The 17,590-nt window shown below is 61.6% G+C and carries 15 protein-coding genes and 1 pseudogene; 8 read left to right on the top strand and 8 right to left on the bottom strand.

The window, feature by feature from the left end; translation table 11 throughout:
• Window position 1 precedes the first annotated feature (1 nt).
• Window positions 2-1,117: an ABC transporter ATP-binding protein gene (locus NMA58_RS18075; protein ID WP_434711507.1), complete on the top strand. Its 1,116-nt coding sequence runs from the start codon at window positions 2-4 to the stop codon at window positions 1,115-1,117.
• A 65-nt stretch (window positions 1,118-1,182) separates the two neighbouring features.
• On the opposite strand, the gene NMA58_RS18070 is transcribed toward NMA58_RS18075, so the two are convergent.
• The 4 genes and pseudogenes from NMA58_RS18070 to NMA58_RS18055 form a co-directional block, all read right to left on the bottom strand.
• Window positions 1,183-3,429, bottom strand: a complete 2,247-nt coding sequence (locus tag NMA58_RS18070) for a glycoside hydrolase family 2 TIM barrel-domain containing protein (RefSeq protein ID WP_434711506.1) — start codon at window positions 3,427-3,429, stop codon at window positions 1,183-1,185.
• Window positions 3,430-3,709: 280 nt separating this feature from the next.
• The gene (locus NMA58_RS18065; protein ID WP_430958081.1) at window positions 3,710-4,621 is read right to left on the bottom strand and encodes an SMP-30/gluconolactonase/LRE family protein; all 912 of its coding nucleotides are present in this window, start codon (window positions 4,619-4,621) and stop codon (window positions 3,710-3,712) included.
• Window positions 4,622-4,717: 96 nt separating this feature from the next.
• Window positions 4,718-5,176: pseudogene (locus NMA58_RS18060) on the bottom strand (SDR family oxidoreductase); the annotation flags it as partial.
• A 9-nt stretch (window positions 5,177-5,185) separates the two neighbouring features.
• Complete coding sequence (locus tag NMA58_RS18055) at window positions 5,186-6,370, bottom strand: phytanoyl-CoA dioxygenase family protein (RefSeq protein ID WP_434711505.1); 1,185 nt, start codon at window positions 6,368-6,370, stop codon at window positions 5,186-5,188.
• 92 nt (window positions 6,371-6,462) lie between these two features.
• Here NMA58_RS18055 and NMA58_RS18050 point away from each other — a divergent pair, with 92 nt between their 5' ends.
• Together NMA58_RS18050 and NMA58_RS18045 are read left to right on the top strand one after the other, a co-directional pair.
• Complete coding sequence (locus NMA58_RS18050) at window positions 6,463-7,488, top strand: LacI family DNA-binding transcriptional regulator (protein WP_434711504.1); 1,026 nt, start codon at window positions 6,463-6,465, stop codon at window positions 7,486-7,488.
• A 64-nt stretch (window positions 7,489-7,552) separates the two neighbouring features.
• Window positions 7,553-8,770, top strand: a complete 1,218-nt coding sequence (locus NMA58_RS18045) for an adenylate/guanylate cyclase domain-containing protein (RefSeq protein WP_430958078.1) — start codon at window positions 7,553-7,555, stop codon at window positions 8,768-8,770.
• Between the two features lie 23 nt (window positions 8,771-8,793).
• Here the strand turns inward: NMA58_RS18045 and NMA58_RS18040 are convergent, their stop codons facing one another.
• From NMA58_RS18040 to NMA58_RS18025, 4 genes are all read right to left on the bottom strand, one after another.
• Window positions 8,794-9,573 carry an SDR family oxidoreductase gene (locus NMA58_RS18040; protein ID WP_085779569.1) on the bottom strand — a complete coding sequence of 260 codons (780 nt, stop codon included), beginning with the start codon at window positions 9,571-9,573 and terminating at the stop codon, window positions 8,794-8,796.
• Between the two features lie 76 nt (window positions 9,574-9,649).
• On the bottom strand, window positions 9,650-10,045 hold the full coding sequence (locus tag NMA58_RS18035) for a DoxX family protein (RefSeq protein WP_085779568.1): 396 nt from the start codon (window positions 10,043-10,045) through the stop codon (window positions 9,650-9,652).
• A 97-nt stretch (window positions 10,046-10,142) separates the two neighbouring features.
• On the bottom strand, window positions 10,143-11,291 hold the full coding sequence (gene dgoD, locus NMA58_RS18030) for a galactonate dehydratase (protein ID WP_434711503.1): 1,149 nt from the start codon (window positions 11,289-11,291) through the stop codon (window positions 10,143-10,145).
• A 64-nt stretch (window positions 11,292-11,355) separates the two neighbouring features.
• Entirely contained in the window at window positions 11,356-12,111 is a 756-nt protein-coding gene (locus NMA58_RS18025) for a FadR/GntR family transcriptional regulator (protein ID WP_085779566.1), read from the bottom strand.
• Window positions 12,112-12,319: 208 nt separating this feature from the next.
• Between NMA58_RS18025 and NMA58_RS18020 the strand changes: the two genes are divergently transcribed.
• The 5 genes from NMA58_RS18020 to NMA58_RS18000 all read left to right on the top strand — a co-directional run bounded on the left by NMA58_RS18020 (window position 12,320) and on the right by NMA58_RS18000 (window position 17,513).
• Window positions 12,320-13,303 (top strand): arabinose ABC transporter substrate-binding protein, encoded by a 984-nt coding sequence (locus NMA58_RS18020; RefSeq protein WP_097597157.1) that lies wholly within the window; start codon window positions 12,320-12,322, stop codon window positions 13,301-13,303.
• Between the two features lie 69 nt (window positions 13,304-13,372).
• Entirely contained in the window at window positions 13,373-14,878 is a 1,506-nt protein-coding gene (gene araG, locus NMA58_RS18015) for an L-arabinose ABC transporter ATP-binding protein AraG (protein WP_434711502.1), read from the top strand.
• A 17-nt stretch (window positions 14,879-14,895) separates the two neighbouring features.
• The gene (gene araH, locus NMA58_RS18010; RefSeq protein WP_434711501.1) at window positions 14,896-15,846 is read left to right on the top strand and encodes an L-arabinose ABC transporter permease AraH; all 951 of its coding nucleotides are present in this window, start codon (window positions 14,896-14,898) and stop codon (window positions 15,844-15,846) included.
• Window positions 15,843-16,733, top strand: a complete 891-nt coding sequence (locus NMA58_RS18005) for an aldose 1-epimerase (protein WP_430958072.1) — start codon at window positions 15,843-15,845, stop codon at window positions 16,731-16,733. Before araH ends, NMA58_RS18005 begins: the two co-directional genes overlap by 4 nt.
• A complete protein-coding gene (locus NMA58_RS18000; protein ID WP_434711500.1) occupies window positions 16,734-17,513 on the top strand; it encodes an SDR family oxidoreductase in 780 nt (259 codons plus the stop codon).
• The last annotated feature ends 77 nt before the right edge of the window (window positions 17,514-17,590 follow it).

The raw sequence follows: 17,590 nt of genomic DNA, 5'->3' as shown, positions 1-17,590 counted from the left end.
CATGGCTTTCCTGGAAATCTCCGGCCTCAGAAAGCGCTTCGGCGCCGTCGACATCCTCAAGGGTATCGATCTCGAACTCGAAAAGGGCGGCTTTCTCGTGCTGGTCGGCCCGTCCGGCTGCGGCAAGTCGACCCTCCTCAACACCATTGCCGGGCTGGAGACGATCACGTCAGGCGATATCCGCATCGACGGGCGCGCCGTCAACGGCCTGCATCCCTCCAAGCGCGACATCGCCATGGTGTTCCAGTCCTATGCGCTCTATCCGAATATGACGGTGGCGGGCAACATCGCCTTCGGCATGGAGATGCGCGGCGTGCCGCCCAAGGAGCGCAAGCAGGCGATCGACAAGGTCGCCAAGGTGCTGCAGATCGGCCATCTGCTCGACCGCAAGCCGAGCCAGCTGTCGGGCGGCCAGCGCCAGCGCGTCGCCATGGGCCGGGCGCTGGTGCGCGATCCCAAGCTCTTCCTGTTCGACGAGCCGCTCTCCAACCTCGACGCGAAACTGCGCGTCGACATGCGCATCGAGATCAAGCGGCTGCATCAGGCGACCGGCAAGACCATCGTCTATGTCACCCACGACCAGATCGAGGCGATGACGCTCGCCACCCGCATCGCCGTGATGAAGGACGGCATCGTCCAGCAGTTCGGCACGCCGGCGGAGATCTACAACAATCCCGCCAACATGTTCGTCGCCGACTTCATGGGCTCGCCGGCGATGAACCTGGTGAAGGCCTCGGTCGAGAACGGCGCCGGCGGCCTTGCGGTCTCGCTCGAGCGGCCGAATGCCGCCCCGCTCAGGCTTCCCGTCACGATGACCGGCAACGGCCTTTCCTCCTATGCCGGCCGGCAGGTGATCTTCGGCATCCGCCCCGAGGCGCTGACCGACCCCGATGGCGCCGACCGCAATGCCCGCTCGCTCACCGAAGGCGACTGCCTGATCGAGGTTGTCGAACCGGCCGGCTCCGACACCTTCGCCGTCACCAAGCTCGGCGGCAAGGAAGTCGTCGCCCGCCTGCGCGCCGATGCCGGTATCGCACCCGGCCAGCACACGCGCCTCGCCTTCAATCTCGACAGGGCTGTCTTCTTCGATCCGGAAACGCAGGCGCGGATCGCATAAGGTGGAGCGCCGTGCGTCCGATAAGACGCGCCAAGGGCGCTCCATCTCGATTTTCGGGTTATGCGTTAGGCGACGGCCGTTAGGTTGAGGGTCGCCGGCGCGAAACGTGAGGAGACCGCTTCGACGGTGATTTCTCCCACCAGCCCCGTCGCCTCCAGCCAGAAGCCTGATGTGCCGCCCTGCAGCGGCACATTGGTTGGGCCGACGATCTTTGCCGGGCCATGCACCTTCAGCGAAATGCTGTCGTTCATGAACGGCAGGCGATTACCGCACTGATCGAGGGCACGGATGATGACACGCGTGCTGTCACGTTCGCGGGCTTTCAGCGTGCCGGCGTCGGCCACGATTTCCAGCGTCGTCGGCAAGGGATCGGCCGCCAGCCTCAGGCTGGCCACGGGCGTGCCGTCGATATAGCCGGTGAGGGTGCCGTCGATCCATTCGAGCCCCCAGGTGCCGAGCTCATCTGATGTGAAGTGCCGGTGGTCGAGCACAACAGGCGGATGCGGCAGGTGCGGGTAATTCTCCCGATCCGGACCGATGCGTTTGCTGAGCCCGCCATATTGCAGTTCCACCTCGTCGCAATTTGTCAGGATGATCAGCGGCAGCACGCCGCCGATATTGCGCTCGCCGCGCGCCCAGAAGGTAACGGGCTTCATGACGATCTCTTCGGAAGGATCACACTGGCTGATATAGGCATAGGCTGCGAATTTCGGTTCGCGGAACATATCCATGACGCCGTGATAGCAGATGCGATCGCCGGAGCCGAAATCCTTGTGGGTATTGTAATCGAACATGCACCAGCCGATGGCGCCGGAAATATCCGGATCGCCGTAGGCGGCATTCAGCACTTCGAGGTGACGGCGCACATGCTCGGCCTGGCGCTGTTCCTGATCGTAGATCTTGGTCGGGTGCATATGGCCGTTGAACTCGGTGATGAGGTACGGCACCTTATGTGACAGCCCGGTATTTTCCTGCTGGGCGCGGAGCGCGGTGCGCGGGCGGTTGGAGCCCGGCAGTTCTTCGTTGCCGAGGATGAAGTCGTTCATCGTGTAGACGTCTTCGAGCAGCTCGCTTTCGGTGATGTAACGCACGCCGCCGGTCTGGCGGGTGCTGTCGAGCTCACGGGCCAAGCGGTTGGTCTCAACGTAGAAGTCGTGGCTATCCTGCGACTCGTTGATGCGCACGCCCCAGATGATGATCGAGGGATGGTTCCAGTCGCGCTCAATCATGCGGCGGACGTTCTCGATCGATTCCTTCTGCCAGTCGGCATCGCCGATATGCTGCCAGCCGGGGATTTCCTCGAAGACCAGGAGGCCAATTGTATCGCAACGGTCGAGGAACCATTTTGACTGCGGGTAATGCGAGGTGCGGACGATATTGCACTTCAGCACGCTCTTCATGATGTCGGCGTCGCGTTCCTGGGCGGAACGGCCGGCGGCGTAACCGACATAGGGGAATGCCTGATGGCGATTGAGGCCGCGCAATTTCAGCGGCTTGCCATTGAGGCGGAAACCTTCGGGGGTGAATTCGGCGGTACGGAAGCCGAAACGGGTAGAGAGACGGTCGGAGCCGTGCTCGGTCCTGATTTCGACGGAGATTTCGTAGAGCGCTGGATTGCTAATGTCCCAGAGCGCGATGCCGGTGAGGCCGCCGAAGGAAAGCCGGGTTTGCTCGCCGATCGTTTCGGTCGCGGCGGTGGCGATCACGGCGCCGTCGGCTTGCTTCAGCGTGGCGGTGACCGTTGCAGAGAAATTGCGGCCTTCGGGATTGGCAATATCGACGCGGACGGTCGCGGATTTCTCAGGGGCGAGAACGTCTGATGTTTCGATCTTGAGATTGCGGATCGAGACCGGGTCGGTGACCTTCAGCCAGACGTCGCGGTAGATGCCGGCATAGGTCAGGTAATCGATGCGGCCGCCGAAGGGTGGAATGGCAGGATTTTCGCTGCCGTCGATTTTCACGGTCACGAGGTTTTCGCCCTTGACCAGCCTACCGGTAAGGCGGGCCTCGAAGGGAGTATAGCCGTCCTTGTGGGCGATGATCTCCTCGCCGTTCAGATAGACGACGCTATCGGCCATCGCGGCGTCGAAGATCAGCGAAACCTCGCGGCCCTCGAATTCCGGCAGCCAGCGCAGCACCTTCTGATAGGTGAAGGCGCGCTGATAGCTCTTTTCATCGAAATAGTTAAAGGGCAGTTCGACGGCGGTGTGGGGCAGGCTGACCGGCTTGGCGGCATCGAAGTTTTCGAGCAGGCGCTGGCCGAAGCCCTCGTGGAAACTCCAGCCCTCGTTGAAGGAAACGACGGAACGCATCTTAGGCTCTCCGGGTCGTAGCATCAGGAGCCGTGCGGCTCCCTTTGGCGCATGAAAATCGGATCATCGGGTATTCCTCCTTGATGCAATGAGGCGCGAGCGCTCCAGCGCGTCGCATCAAAACTGATTCATGCGATGCGCTTTAGCTTTTTTCGTGCAGGCCGTCATCCGGAACCGCTGCCGCCCCTTGCAGATGACGCTCCGGGGCAACACCGTCCTATCAGACGACGGCGATATCGTCAGGCATGCCTGTCCAACGCACGGCGCTGCGCTCCATAAACTACGGATATTGTGCGCCGTTCGTCTTGGTATAGATCGAATAGACCGAACGGGTCGCGGTAATGAACAGCCGGTTCTTCTTAGGGCCGCCGAAGGTGAGATTGGACACCGTCTGCGGCACCTTGATCTTGCCGAGCAGCGTGCCATCGGGTGAGAAGCAATGCACACCATCACCCGCGCTTGTCCAAAGGTTGCCGCCGATATCGAAACGAAAACCGTCGGGATGGCCGGCATCGAGGCTGCAGAAATAGCGGCTGTTGGCAAGCGTTCTGCCGTCGACGACATCAAAAACCCGGATGTGGCATGGCACTTCGTGTTTGCCCGAGCCGGAATCGGCGATGTAGAGTTTCGTTTCATCGGGCGAGAAGGCAAGGCCGTTCGGCTGGATGAAATCTTCGACGACGGCGTCGATTGCGCCGCTTATCGGGTCGATCCGGTAGACGTTGCGGGTCGGCTGTTCGGGCTCGGCCTTGTGGCCCTCGTAGTCCGAGAGGATGCCGTAGGTCGGATCGGTGAACCAGATCCCGCCGTCCGAATGGACGACAACGTCATTTGGCGAATTTAATCTCCTGCCCTGGTAGCTGTCGGCGAGGACGGTGATGCTGCCATCGAATTCGGTGCGGGTGACCCGGCGGCCGCCATGTTCGCAGGAGATGAGCCGGCCCTGTTTGTCACGGGTATTGCCGTTGACATAGTTTGAGGGCGAGCGGAAGACGGAGACCGTCCCATCCGGTGTCCAGCGCATCATGCGTTCGTTCGGGATATCGCTCCAGAGAAGGCAGTTCAGGTCGGAAAACCAGACCGGGCCCTCCGTCCAGCGGCAGCCGGAATAAAGCTCATCGAGGGCGGCGCTGCCGATAACCAGAGCGGCGAAACGTTCATCGCGGACCTCATAAAGCGGATTGTCAGCCACGCCAGTTCCTCCCTGAATGCTGCTGTCTTTCTCCTAGCGACAAATCCTCCCAGCGACCAGAGCGCGGCAACGGGAAATGTGAGGGCTCGGGTTTTCTCAGAGAGCGGCGACCGGATGCGGCGAGCCGTCGTAAGCACCCCAGATCGATTGATCGAAACAGATGACTGAGCCGGTCATCAGGCCGGATTCCGCCGATGACAGGTAGGCGCAGGCGCGCGCCACCTCGTGTGGATCGACGAGCCGGCCGAAGGGCTGATTCGCCGCTGCCTTCTCCAGCCAGTCTGCAGGTGCATCGTGATATTCGCGCTGGATGCGATCCTCGCCTTCGGAGGCCATCCAGCCGATGTTGAGGCCGTTGACGCGGATGCGGTTGCGCAGCAGCGCATAAGCGGTGTTCTTCGTCAGCGTTTCCAGCGCGCCCTTGGAAGCGCAGTAGGCGGCGATGAAGGGCTGGCCGGCTTTAGCCGACATCGAGCCTATATTGACGATCGTGCCTTCGATCTTTTCGCGGCGCATGACCTTCACTGTTTCCTGCATCAGGAAAAACGGGCCTCTATTTCTACTTCAGCTCAACTTCTTCCGCGCCTGCTCGGCAAGCGCTACCTTGAAGGTCTCGTCGCTCCAGCCTTCCCGCAGCGCCTCATGCATCAGCTGCGCCTGCGTCTTCGGCGCCAGCCCGCCGAGCGGCGGGTCGCGGTCGAGATTGGTGGGGAAGGAATAACCTTCGGCGCAGGCGGCGACGGCGTTGGCGATTCCGTCGGACGAGAGCCGGTCTTGCAATGCCTTCAGGGCGGGGAAGAGCGTGGCGCTCATCCTCTCGCGATTGACGGTCTCCATGGCCCGTCCAAAGGCGGAGGAGACCTGCAAGAGGTTGGCGACACGCTTTATGTCGGCCGAACGGTTGGTGCCAGCGGCGTGGAAGAGGGCGGGATTGAAGAAGACGACGTCGCCTTTTTCGAGCGGCAGCTGGACGTGGCTGGCCTCGAAGTAATCCCGGAACTCCTGGCGCTTCAGCGCCAGATAACCCGGTACATAGGTCTGGCTGTGCGGCAGGAAGAGCGTCGGACCGCTTTCGAGCGGCATGTCGCAGTGCGCGACCGCGCCCTGCAGCGTCAGAACAGGCGAGAGCCGGTGAACATGCGCCGGAAACTGCTCGATAACCTTCGATGACTGGAAGCCGAGATGATAGTCGCGATGGGCCGACTGCGCCGCACCGCCCGGATTGACGCGGTTGACCTGCGCCGTCATCTGATAGCTCGGCCCGAGCCAGGCTTCGCTTGCGAGCGCGATAACGGCGTTGCCGTAATATTCGGCGAAATTTTCCGGATCGGCGAGGCAGTGTTTTTCCAGCGAATTCCAGATGCGGTCGTTGGCGCCGGGCTTGGCGAAATGATCGCCGCCGCCCGTCGAGGTGCGGTGCTGTTCCTCGATGATGGCATTGAAAATCGCGCTGGCGCGGTCGATGATGCCGGTGTCTTGATAAGCATGTTTGAAAACGACGACGCCTGGGCCTTCGCCGAAGGCTTCGCAGATTTCGGCCAGCACGAGGCGTTTGCCTTCGCCGGTTGCCGCCGCCGTTACCTTGCGGCTGTCATAGATCAGCACGTTCTTCTCGACGGCTGAAGCTGTGGGGTAATCGGCAAGCGCGGTCGTCTTTTCCGCAAGGCGGCGAAAATCGTCGAGATCGCAGGCATCTTCGCTGAGCCAGACTCGGTCGGCGCGCAGTTTCTGCTGATTGTCGGTCTTCATGATGGCTCCTCCTCTTTCGATGAAGGCACTATACGCTGCGATACCGGGTGATGTAGATCAGAAATCCATCAAAAAACCATCAAGCGGATTCCATGGCCCATCCCTTTCTCGTCAAGGACATCGCCTTCCAGGCGGGACTGAGCACCGCCACCGTCGACCGGGTGCTGAACGGCCGGCCGGGTGTGCGTCAGCAGACGGCAATGCGGGTGAGGGCGGCGATCGCCGAGCTGGAAAAACAGCAGGCCGGCGCGATGGGCAGTGGGCGAACGCTGGCGATCGATATCGTCATGGAGACGCCGCAGCGGTTCAGCGATGCAGTGCGCGCCGCTTTCGAGGCCGAGATGGCGGCCTTCCTGCCCGGCGTTTTCCGCTGCCGTTTCCATTTTGCCGAGGTGATGAAGCCGGCCGAACTGGTGCAGATTCTCGATCGTATCCGGCTGCGCGGCACGCATGGCATCGTACTCAAGGCGCCTGACGTTGCCGAGGTGGCCGCGGCCGTCGCGCGGGCGGATGCCGCCGGCATTCCGGTGGTGACACTGGTGACCGATCTGCCGAATTCGTCCCGCATCGCTTACGCCGGCGCCGACAACCGGGCTGCGGGAGAGACCGCCGCCTATCTGATCGGCGAATTCCTCGGAACTGCCGGCGGCAAGGTGCTGGTGACGCTGTCGAGCGGGCGGTTCCGCGGCGAGGAGGAGCGCGAAATCGGCTTTCGCCGCGTCATCCGCGCCCATTATCCCGCAATCGGCATTGCCGAAATCAGCGAAGGGCACGGCACCGATACCGCCACGGGAACGCTTGCGGCGGCAGCACTTGCGGCTGATCCGGCCATCAATGCCGTCTATTCGATCGGCGGCGGCAATCGCGCGGTGCTGGCGGCCTTCGATGCGGCAAAGCGTCCCGTCCGCGTCTTCGTCGCCCACGATCTCGATGCCGATAACCGCGCCCTGCTTTCCGCAGGCCGTATCGGCTTCGTGCTGCATCACGATCTCAGAACCGATGCCCGCTCGGCCTTCAGGGCAATCATGAGCCGGGCACAAGCACCGGGGCGGGCCGTTCCGGCTTCACTTTCTTCCGTCGAAATCGTCACGCCCTATAATATGCCCACGCCCGGTTGAGCCAATTGACTTCCTTCCACGCTGAGTTCGGGCTACAGCTTCGGAACGGACAAAGGTGAGCGGCATGGATTACAGCGACGTCAGCACGATTGCGGCCTGGGTTACGGAGCGGGGACTGAAGGGCGCTTCGGAAGCGGAGCTCATGACCGGCTTCTGCGCGGCCTGCCGCGATGCCGGCCTGCCGCTCGACCGCGGCATGGCGCTAATGGACACGCTGCACCCCGTGCATGAGGGCAGGGCCTTCCGCTGGGACAGCGTGGAAGAGATCGAAACCGAATTCGAGTATGGCCCGACGGGCTCGGGCGAAGCGGCTGCGACCTGGCAGCGCTCGGCCTTCTATTATCTTTGGTCGGGCAACGAGCGGGAGGTCCGCCGACGCATCGGCTTCGGCGATCCGATCGATTTCACCATGCTCGACAAGATCGCCGAAGCTGGTAACACCGATTTTGTAGCAATGATGCATCGTTTCAGCGAAGCCGGCACGATCGGTGAGATGGATTGCTTCTTTTCGCATTTCGCAACCAAGCATCCCGAGGGTTTCTCGGAGCACGATATCGCCATTCTGCGCAAGCTCGTGCCGGTTCTCGGACTGGCGATCAAGTGCATTGCGCTCGGGCGCATCGCCCGCACCATCGCGGAAGTCTATCTCGGCGAGGATGCGGCGCGGCAGGTGATGGAAGGCAAGATCAGCCGCGGTAAATCGGAGCGGATTTCGGCTGCGCTGTGGTTTTCCGATCTGTTGAACTACACCAAGATTTCGGATCGCGTGCCGCCGGAGGAAATCATTCCGCTGCTCAACGATTACAGCGAGATAGCGATCTCGGCGATCCATGAGGCGGGCGGCAATGTGCTGAAGCTGATCGGCGATGGTGTGCTCGCCATCTTCAAGGGCGAAGTGCCGGCCGAGACCTGCCGGGCGGCGCTGAGGGCGGAATCGCTGCTGCGGGAAAAACTCACTAAGCTGAATGCCGCACGCGCCACCGACGGCCGGCCGACGACCGATGTCTATATCGGTCTGCATATCGGCGATGTCTTCTACGGCAATATCGGCAGTCAGGACCGGCTGGACTTCACCGTCATCGGTCCCGCCGTCAACGAGGTCAGCCGGATTGCCTCCATGTGCCGCTCGGTCGACCTTAACCTGCTGATCTCCTCCGATTTCGCCGCGGCCATACCGGCGGAAGAGCGTGCCGCGCTTGCCTGCGTCGGACGTTATGCGCTGCGCGGCGTGCAGCGTGCGCAGGAACTCTACACGCTCGACAGCGCCCGGCTAAACGACTGACATTTTCACGAAACCTTCGAGGCTTACCGCAACAGGCCCTGGCCGCCGTCGATCCAGATCGGCGTGCCGGTGATGTGCCGGGCGCGATCGGAGGCAAGGAAGAGGATGGTTTCGGCAACATCCTCGCTTTTGCCTGCCTTTCCGCCGGCAATCGGGATATCGCCCTGCGGCCAGATGACCGGCACCTCCGTCTCCTCGCGACGGCGGCTGTCGGTATTGGCGCTGATGTTGGTCTCGATCTCGCCAGGGCAGACGGCATTGACGCGGATGCCGTGCCGGCCGAGTTCCAGGGCGAGCTGCTGCACCATGGCGACCTGGCCGGCCTTGGTTGCCGTGTAGGCGGTGGCGCCCGGCGTCGTAAAGGTGCGGGTGCCGTTGATCGAGGAGACGACGACGATCGAACCGCCACGGCGCTTCAGGTGCGGAACCGTCAGGTGCAGGGTCAGGTAGGTGCCGCGCAAATTGACGGCGATGGTCTTGTCCCATTCATCCGGCTTCAGATCGTCGATGGGCGCCCAAACCCCATTGATGCCCGCATTGGCAATGACGATGTCGAGGCCGCCGAAGGTGTCGGTGAGCTTCTTCACCGCGGCTCTCATTTGCGTTTCGTCGCTGGTGTCGGCCGTCAAGGCGATCGACTGACCGCCGGCGGCTTTGATCTCGGCGCAGGTTTTTTCGACTTCGTCGGCGGTGCGGCTCAGTGCGGCAATTCTTGCTCCCTCGGCAGCAAGCCTTAACGCAGCCGCTTTGCCGATACCGGAACCGGCACCCGTCACCAGTGCGATCTTTCCCTCAAGCTCCATGGTCGGCCTCCTTGACCTTCTGCCGATAGGCAATGTTCGACGCGACCGTTGGTTCCCGGCAGCAGCGGACGCAGGGCTATCTCAGGAGCGCTTGTCGCAAGGCCCATTTTTCCGGCCCGTGGACGGCGGCGAAGAGCAGGCCGGCGAGGAAGGTGAAGTGATCGACGAAGAAGCCGAATTCGGCCTGGTTCTGTTGCCAGTGGGACGGTCCGTGGAAGGCGAAGGCAAGGAAGATCACGTAGATGCCTGCCAGCAGGCTCGCCTCGGTGAAAAAGGCGCCTGATATGAAGGCAAGGGCCAAGGCGATCTCGAAGAAGGCTGCGACCCAGGTGAGGAAGGTCGCCATCGGAAATCCGGCGGCAGCGATATAGCCCGCCGTGGCGCCGATATCAGCGAACTTGAAGCCTGCTGCCATGAAGAAAATGAAACTGAAGATGATGCGGGCGACGATGACTGCAATTGCTCTGGCCATTCCGAAATCTCCTCTTTGAGTTTCCATTATGACGGATGAGGCGCCCAATCTCCGACAGGGCGATTAAAAAAGGGCCGCTTGCGTGACCCTTCCACTCTCACCACTCGGCAAAGCTCCCGTCGGCGTGCCGCCAGATCGGGTTGCGCCAGCGATGGCCCTCCTTGGCGCGCTCGATGACATAGGCCTCGTCGACTTCGATGCCGAGGCCCGGCCCCTGAGGGATGGAAACGAACCCATCGGCATATTGGAACACCTCCTTGTTGGAGATGTAGTCGAGGATATCGTTGCCGGTATTGTAATGAATGCCGAGGCTCTGTTCCTGGATGAAGGCATTGTAGCTGACCGCATCGACTTGAAGGCAGGCAGCGAGCGCGATCGGGCCAAGCGGGCAATGCGGCGCCAGCGCGACGTCATACGCTTCGGCCATCGCCGCGATCTTGCGGCATTCGGTGATGCCGCCGGCGTGGGAAAGATCCGGCTGGATAATGTCGACATAGCCGTCGGAAAGGACTTGCTTGAAATCCCAGCGCGAATAGAGCCGCTCACCAAGCGCGATCGGTGTCGAGGTATGATTGACGATATCGCGCAGCGCTTCCTTGTTTTCGGACAGCACCGGTTCCTCGATGAACATCAGCTTGTAGGGCTCGAGCTCCTTGGCGAGAATCTTTGCCATCGGTTTGTGGACGCGGCCGTGGAAATCGACGCCGATGCCGATATGCGGGCCGATCGCCTCGCGGATGGCGGCGATGGTCTCGACCGCCCTTTCCACCTTCTCGTTGGTGTCGACGATCTGCATTTCCTCGCAGCCGTTGAGCTTGATCGCCTTGAAGCCGCGGGAAACCACGTCTCTGGCATTGTTGGCGACGTCAGACGGACGGTCGCCGCCGATCCAGGAATAGACCTTGATGCGGTCGCGCAGCTGACCGCCGAGCAGGGAATGGATCGGCTGGCCCAGCGCCTTGCCCTTGATGTCCCAGAGCGCCTGGTCGATGCCCGAGATCGCGCTCATATGGGCCGCGCCGCCGCGATAGAAGCCGCCGCGATACATCACCGTCCAGTGGTCCTCGATCAGGAAGGGATCCTTGCCGATCAGGTAATCTTCCAGCTCATGGACGGCGGCCTCGACGGTCAGCGCGCGGCCCTCGACGACCGGTTCGCCCCAGCCGACGATGCCCTCATCGGTCTCGATCTTCAGAAACAGCCAGCGCGGCGGAACGATATAGGTGGTGAGTTTGGTGATCTTCATCTTAGGTCTCAATCTCTTCTCGGATTTGCGATGGGACAGCGTGTCCACGGCCTCTCGTGATCGATCATTTCGTCCTGCCGATCGCCTTCTCGGCGGCAGCAAGGTCGCGAACCGCAAGGTCGAGCATGCGATTTGCGCATTCCCTCGCGCCTGTTTTGTCGCGCATACGCAACGCCTCAACTAGCTCGCCGTGAACGAGCACCGCATCCTCGCGATTCTCGACGGCGATGTTGGAAGCGTGCAGCGCGTATTTCAGGGCGGCGTGGATGGCGCTCGACAGACGGCGGAACACCTGGTTGTGGCTGGCGGTGAGCAGCACCGTATGAAACATCACGTCGGCGTCGGTGAAGCTTTCCGGATCGCCTGCGCTGTCGCGCATCTGCCGCCAGGCCTTGTCGAGATCGGCGATCTCCTGGGCGCTGGCACGTTCGGCGGCATATTCGGCGGCGGCCGGTTCGATGGTGCGGCGCGCTTCGAGAATGCAGCCGAGCAGGTCGAAGTCCCTGATGTAAGGTCCCATCCAGTCGAGCACTTCGGCGTCCAGGATGTTCCATTCATCCCGGTCGCAAACGGTTGTCCCGACCCGCGGCTTGCCGCGGACGAGCCCCTTGGATTCAAGGACTTTCAACGATTCGCGGATCACGGTGCGGCTGACTCCATAGAGTTCGCAGAGGTCGTTCTCGCGGGGCAGCGGCGAGCCCGAGGGATAGCGATCCGCGCAGATGTCCTGAGCGATCGCTGCCGTCACGTTGCGGCGTACGCGGGGCCGGCGTTCGCTACCGGAGCTTTCCGTTCGGCCCTGTTCCTCGGTCGATTCCAACTTCACCTCTCCGCAATCTCTCCCAGGCAGCAACCGAACCTGATTATCCGAATTCGGTTCGCTTTGCGACGGGTCCATCGGGCTCCCATGAGTGTCCTATTATTCCAATCATCATACATTGGCAATTGACTGGTATGATGATTTAACATAATTCAATTGACGCTGCCGGGGAGGCAGCTGCTCGATTTCAGAGTTTAGGGAGAGAGACATGCGCTTGTTCAAAGCAGCCATCCTGGCTGGCACTTTCGCCATTCTGGCGGCCGGCTCGGCATTTTCCGCAGACGTCAAGATCGGTTTCATCGTCAAGCAGCCGGAAGAGCCGTGGTTTCAGGACGAATGGAAATTCGCCGACCAGGCGGCCAAGGAAAAAGGCTTCACCGTCGTCAAGATCGGCGCCGAAGACGGCGAGAAGGTTCAATCGGCGATCGATAACCTCGGCGCTCAGGGCGCTCAGGGCTTCATTATCTGCACGCCTGACGTGAAGCTCGGTCCCGGCATCGTCGCCAAGGCCGAAGCCAACCAGCTGAAACTGATGACGGTCGACGACCGTCTCGTCAGCGCCGACGGCAAGCCGCTGGAAGAGGTGCCGCATATGGGTATCTCGGCCACCAAGATCGGCGAAACCGTTGGCCAGGCGATCGTCGATGAAATCAAGAAGCGCGGCTGGGACATGAAGAATGTCGGCGCGATCCGGGTCTCCTACGATCAACTTCCAACCGCCGTCGACCGCGTCGAGGGTGCGATCTCGGTGCTGAAATCCGCCGGTTTCCCGGCTGAGAACATCTATGATGCGCCGCAGGCGAAGACGGATACCGAGGCAGCGCTCAACGCCGCGACCACCGTTCTCAACAAGCATGCCGACGTCAAATATTGGGTCGCTTTCGGCCTCAACGACGAAGCCGTTCTCGGCGCCGTTCGCGCTTCGGAATCGGTTGGCATTCCGGCGACAAACGTTATTGGCGTCGGCATCGGCGGTGCAGAATCGGCGATCAACGAGTTCAAGAAGCCGGCAGCGACGGGCTTCTTCGGAACAGTCATCATCTCGCCGAAACGTCACGGCTATGAGACGGCGCTGAACATGTACGACTGGATCGCCAACGGTAAAGAGCCGGAAAAGCTGACGCTGACGTCAGGTTCGCTGGCGCTACGCGGCGATTACGAGAAGGTCCGCAAGGAACTCGGCATCGATTGATCATCGCTCAAGATGAGACGTCTCCGGCGGCGGCGTAAGCGTGCCGCCGGAACCTTCGGTGGGGTGATGATGGCTTTTCTCGAATTCAAACATATCTCCAAGGGCTATCCCGGCGTGCAGGCACTGTCGGACGTCTCGTTTGCCGTCGCGAAGGGCGCCGTCCACGGCCTGATGGGCGAGAACGGCGCGGGCAAATCGACGCTGATCCGCGTGCTGTCGGGCGATCAGGCCGCCGACGCCGGCAATATTCTCATCGACGGCGAGGAACAGAAATATGCCTCGGTTCGCGACGCCTTCCACGCCGGCGTCATCGTCATCCATCAGGAACTGCAGCTCGTTCCGGAGCTGACCGTGGCTGAAAATCTCTGGCTCGGGCGTTTTCCTGCCAAGGGCGGGGTGATCCAGGCCAAAACCCTGATCGAGACGGTGCGGTCGAAGCTCGATGAAATCGGCATCGATGTCGATCCGGCGGCCAAGGTCGCTTCACTTTCGATCGGCGCGCGGCAGATGGTCGAGATCGCAAAGGCCGTCATGCTCGAGGCGCGGGTGATCGCGCTCGATGAGCCGACCTCCTCGCTCTCCTCGCGCGAAAGCGAAATCCTGTTTTCACTGATCGAAAGATTGAAAGCGAAGGGAGCGGTCATCCTCTATGTTTCGCACCGTCTCGACGAAATCTTCCGGCTTTGCGACAGCCTGACGGTGCTGCGCGACGGCAAGCTTGCTGCCCATCATCCTGAGATCGCCGCCACGACACGCCAACAGATCATCTCGGAGATGGTCGGCCGCGCGATCAGTGATATCTGGGGTTGGCGCGAGCGTCCGCTCGGCGACATTCGACTGGAGGTCACGGGCCTCTCGGGGGCCAAGCTTCGCCATCCCATCAGCTTTTCAGTTCGCCGAGGGGAGATCCTCGGCTTCTTCGGCCTGATCGGCGCCGGCCGCAGCGAGATGGCGCGGCTGCTCTACGGCGCCGATGCGAGGCATCAGGGCCAGGTGACGATCGATAGCGTCGCCGTTTCGCCGAACGATCCGAAAGCGGCGATCGACGCCGGCATGGTGCTTTGCCCGGAGGATCGTAAATCCGACGGCATCGTTCAGGGGCGGTCGATCGAGGAGAATATTGCGATCTCGTCGCGCCGGCATTTCTCTCCCTTCGGGGTTCTGAACCCGAAGAAGGAGGCGGCGCTGGCCGATCAGTTCATCGCCCGGCTGCGGGTGCGCACGCCATCGCGCAAGCAGGACATCATCAATCTTTCGGGCGGCAACCAGCAGAAGGTCATTCTGGGCAGGTGGCTTTCCGAACAGGGCATCAAGGTTCTGGTGATCGATGAGCCAACGCGCGGCATCGATGTCGGGGCGAAGTCGGAAATCTATGAAATCCTTTATGAGCTGGCGGCCGACGGCATGGCGATCGTGGTGATCTCAAGCGAGCTGCCCGAGGTCATGGGAATCTCCGATCGCATCATGGTGATGTGTCAGGGCAGGGTGGCGGCCAATGTCGCCCGCCCGGATTTCGACGAGCGCGGCATCCTGACGGCGGCACTCCCCGACAAGAATGCCGCAGGCATCATGTAAGACTGGGAACACGGACGATGACTTCGTTGAAAAAAATCCTTCTGGGGGAGCAGGGGCTGGTGGTGATTTTCGCCGCCGCCTTCGTGATCGTCTCGCTCTTCGTTCCGAACTTCCTGACCGAGCGAAACATGCTTGGGCTGCTGCAATCGGTCGTCACGATCGGCATCGTCGCCTGCACGATGATGTTCTGCCTGGCTTCCCGGGACTTCGACCTTTCCGTCGGATCGATCGTCGCTTTCTCCGGCATGGCTGCGGTGATGGTCTCCAACGCGACAGGCTCCATTCCCGTCGGGTTGCTGGCAGCCCTGCTCTGCGGCGCCATCGTTGGCCTGGTCAACGGTATCGTCATCGCCCGGTTCCGAATCAATGCGCTGATCACGACGCTTGCGACCATGCAGATCGTGCGCGGGCTGGCGCTGATCGCGTCGGATGGCCGCGCCGTCGGCATCAACGATCCCGCCTTCTATCAGCTTGCCCTGTCGCGTTTCCTCACCGTGCCGACACCGATCTGGATCATGCTCATCCTTTTCGTCTTCTTCGGCTTCGTGCTCAACCGCACCGTTTTCGGCAAGAACACGCTGGCGATCGGCGGCAATCCCGAAGCTTCGCGGCTTGCCGGCGTCAACGTCGTCACCATGCGGGTCTGGATCTTTGCGCTGCAGGGTCTTGTCTGCGGCATTGCCGGCATCCTGCTTGCCTCGCGCATCACTTCCGGCCAGCCGAATGCGGCGACGGGGCTCGAGCTTTCGGTGATTTCGGCCTGCGTCCTCGGCGGGGTTTCACTTGCCGGCGGCCGGGCGGCAATGAGCGGCGTCATCGTCGGGGTGCTGATCATGGGAATTGCCGAAAACGTTATGAATCTGCTGAATATCCAGGCATTCTATCAGTATGTCGTGCGCGGGCTGATCCTGCTGATCGCAGTGCTGCTCGACAATTTGAGATCTTCGGCTGCGGGACGACGCGGATGAGCAAAGGGCATGGCGGGGACGACATCGATCTGGGCCGCGGTGATCTCTCCGTCAGGATCAGCCGTCGGGGCGCGGCCGTCACCGCCGCAACATTCCGGGGCAAGCCTTTCCTCGTTTCGACAGGTGGCCAGGATGGGACCTTCGCGAGTTTTCCCATGGTTCCGTTCGGCAACCGCGTGGAAGGCAATGCCATGACCTTTGGCGGACGCAACTATGCCTTCCAGCGAAATTGCCACGATCCGCTCTACCTGCATGGCGATGGCTGGATCAGCCTATGGGAGCTGGAAGAATCGAGTTCCGAGCACGCGCAGCTCCGCTTTTGGCGCGATGCCGACAGGATCTCGCCCTATGCCTATCTCACCCGGCAAGAGATCCGCCTCAGCGGCAATCGGCTAGCGCTGACGCTCTCGGTGGAGAACAGGGGAGAGGCGGTCCTGCCCTTCGGGCTGGGGCAGCATCCCTTCTTCACCCGGACGCCGGAAACACGATTGACGATCGCAGCCGACCGCTTCTGGAGCGAACGGCCGGACCATCTCCCTGATGCACCTGGTCCGGTACCCGCTAAATTCGATTTCACTTCCGGTGCGCTGTTGCCGTGGCAATGGATGAACAACGCCTTCGAAGGATGGAACGGACGGGCAGCCATCGCTTGGCCGGAACTTGGAATCCAGGCGACGCTGGAAGCCGATGATGCGCTCAATCGCTTCATGCTGTACATGCGGCTCGACCGGACAGATTTCTTCTGCCTGGAACCGATGAGCCACCTGCCGAATGGGCATCATCTGCCGGATTTCGGAGGGCTCAAACCTCTTGAGCCGGGCGAGGCTCTTTCAGGCAAGGTCACGATCGATCTGTCGGCGCTGCCGGTTCAGCCGGAGGGAAGATAGATGGGTGATCGCCTGCAGGGCAAAAATATTCTGATCACCGGCGCTGCGCAGGGTATCGGCCTTGCGATCGCCAAGGCTTTCATCAGGGAGAATGCCGCGGTCTATCTCGTCGATCGCGATGGAGCGCTGCTGGCGCATGCAGCGGGAGAACTCGCCAGCACGGGCGGCCGGGTTGGTTATCTGCCGGCCGACATTACCGATGCCGGAACAATCGCCAAGGCGGTTGCTCAGGCGAATGACGAGATCGGGCCATTGAATGCGCTCGTCAACAATGCCGGGGTCAATGTCTTTGCCGAACCGCTCCACACGACCGACGAGGAGTGGAGCCGCTGCTTCGACATCAATCTCAAGGGAGCATGGAATTGCTGCAAGGCGGTGCTGCCCGGCTTCATCGAGCGCGGCGACGGCGTGATCCTCAACATTGCCTCCACGCACGCTTTCACGATCATTCCGCATACGTTTCCCTATCCACTGGCGAAACATGCGCTGCTCGGCATGACGAAATCCCTCGCCCTGGAGTATGCGTCCCGCAATATCCGGGTGAACGCGCTGGCGCCGGGCTATGTCTCGACGCAGAAGGTGATCGACTACTGGAACAGCTTCCCCGATCCGGAGGCAGCGAAAGCCGAGACGATGAAGCTGCATCCCGGCGGGCGGATCGCAACGCCTGAGGAGATCGCCATGGCGGCGGTGTTCATGATCTCCGACGAATGCCCGTTCATGAACGCCACCTGCCTGACGATCGACGGCGGTCTCAGCGTGCAGCAGCATCCCGCCTGAAAGGCTTTCTATTTCGCCGATTTTTACGAGCCTGTCGTCTTCTCAGGATAGAGCGTTATATTGTCCCACCGGGAGGC

The organism is Rhizobium sp. YTUHZ045 (genome assembly GCF_051124255.1).
Taxonomy (GTDB): Bacteria; Pseudomonadota; Alphaproteobacteria; order Rhizobiales; family Rhizobiaceae; genus Rhizobium.
The sequence above is the reverse complement of the archived record's forward strand: the minus strand, read 5'-3'. Positions and strand labels throughout refer to the sequence as shown.

Bases quoted from the DNA above. Each gene is read 5' to 3' on its own strand.
- NMA58_RS18075 (WP_434711507.1), top strand. From the start codon at position 2: ATGGCTTTCCTGGAAATCTCCGGCCTCAGAAAGCGCTTCGGCGCCGTC.
- NMA58_RS18070 (WP_434711506.1), bottom strand. From the start codon at position 3,429: ATGCGTTCCGTCGTTTCCTTCAACGAGGGCTGGAGTTTCCACGAGGGC.
- NMA58_RS18055 (WP_434711505.1), bottom strand. From the start codon at position 6,370: ATGAAGACCGACAATCAGCAGAAACTGCGCGCCGACCGAGTCTGGCTC.
- NMA58_RS18050 (WP_434711504.1), top strand. From the start codon at position 6,463: ATGGCCCATCCCTTTCTCGTCAAGGACATCGCCTTCCAGGCGGGACTG.
- NMA58_RS18045 (WP_430958078.1), top strand. From the start codon at position 7,553: ATGGATTACAGCGACGTCAGCACGATTGCGGCCTGGGTTACGGAGCGG.
- NMA58_RS18040 (WP_085779569.1), bottom strand. From the start codon at position 9,573: ATGGAGCTTGAGGGAAAGATCGCACTGGTGACGGGTGCCGGTTCCGGT.
- NMA58_RS18035 (WP_085779568.1), bottom strand. From the start codon at position 10,045: ATGGCCAGAGCAATTGCAGTCATCGTCGCCCGCATCATCTTCAGTTTC.
- dgoD (WP_434711503.1), bottom strand. From the start codon at position 11,291: ATGAAGATCACCAAACTCACCACCTATATCGTTCCGCCGCGCTGGCTG.
- NMA58_RS18020 (WP_097597157.1), top strand. From the start codon at position 12,320: ATGCGCTTGTTCAAAGCAGCCATCCTGGCTGGCACTTTCGCCATTCTG.
- araG (WP_434711502.1), top strand. From the start codon at position 13,373: ATGGCTTTTCTCGAATTCAAACATATCTCCAAGGGCTATCCCGGCGTG.
- araH (WP_434711501.1), top strand. From the start codon at position 14,896: ATGACTTCGTTGAAAAAAATCCTTCTGGGGGAGCAGGGGCTGGTGGTG.
- NMA58_RS18005 (WP_430958072.1), top strand. From the start codon at position 15,843: ATGAGCAAAGGGCATGGCGGGGACGACATCGATCTGGGCCGCGGTGAT.
- NMA58_RS18000 (WP_434711500.1), top strand. From the start codon at position 16,734: ATGGGTGATCGCCTGCAGGGCAAAAATATTCTGATCACCGGCGCTGCG.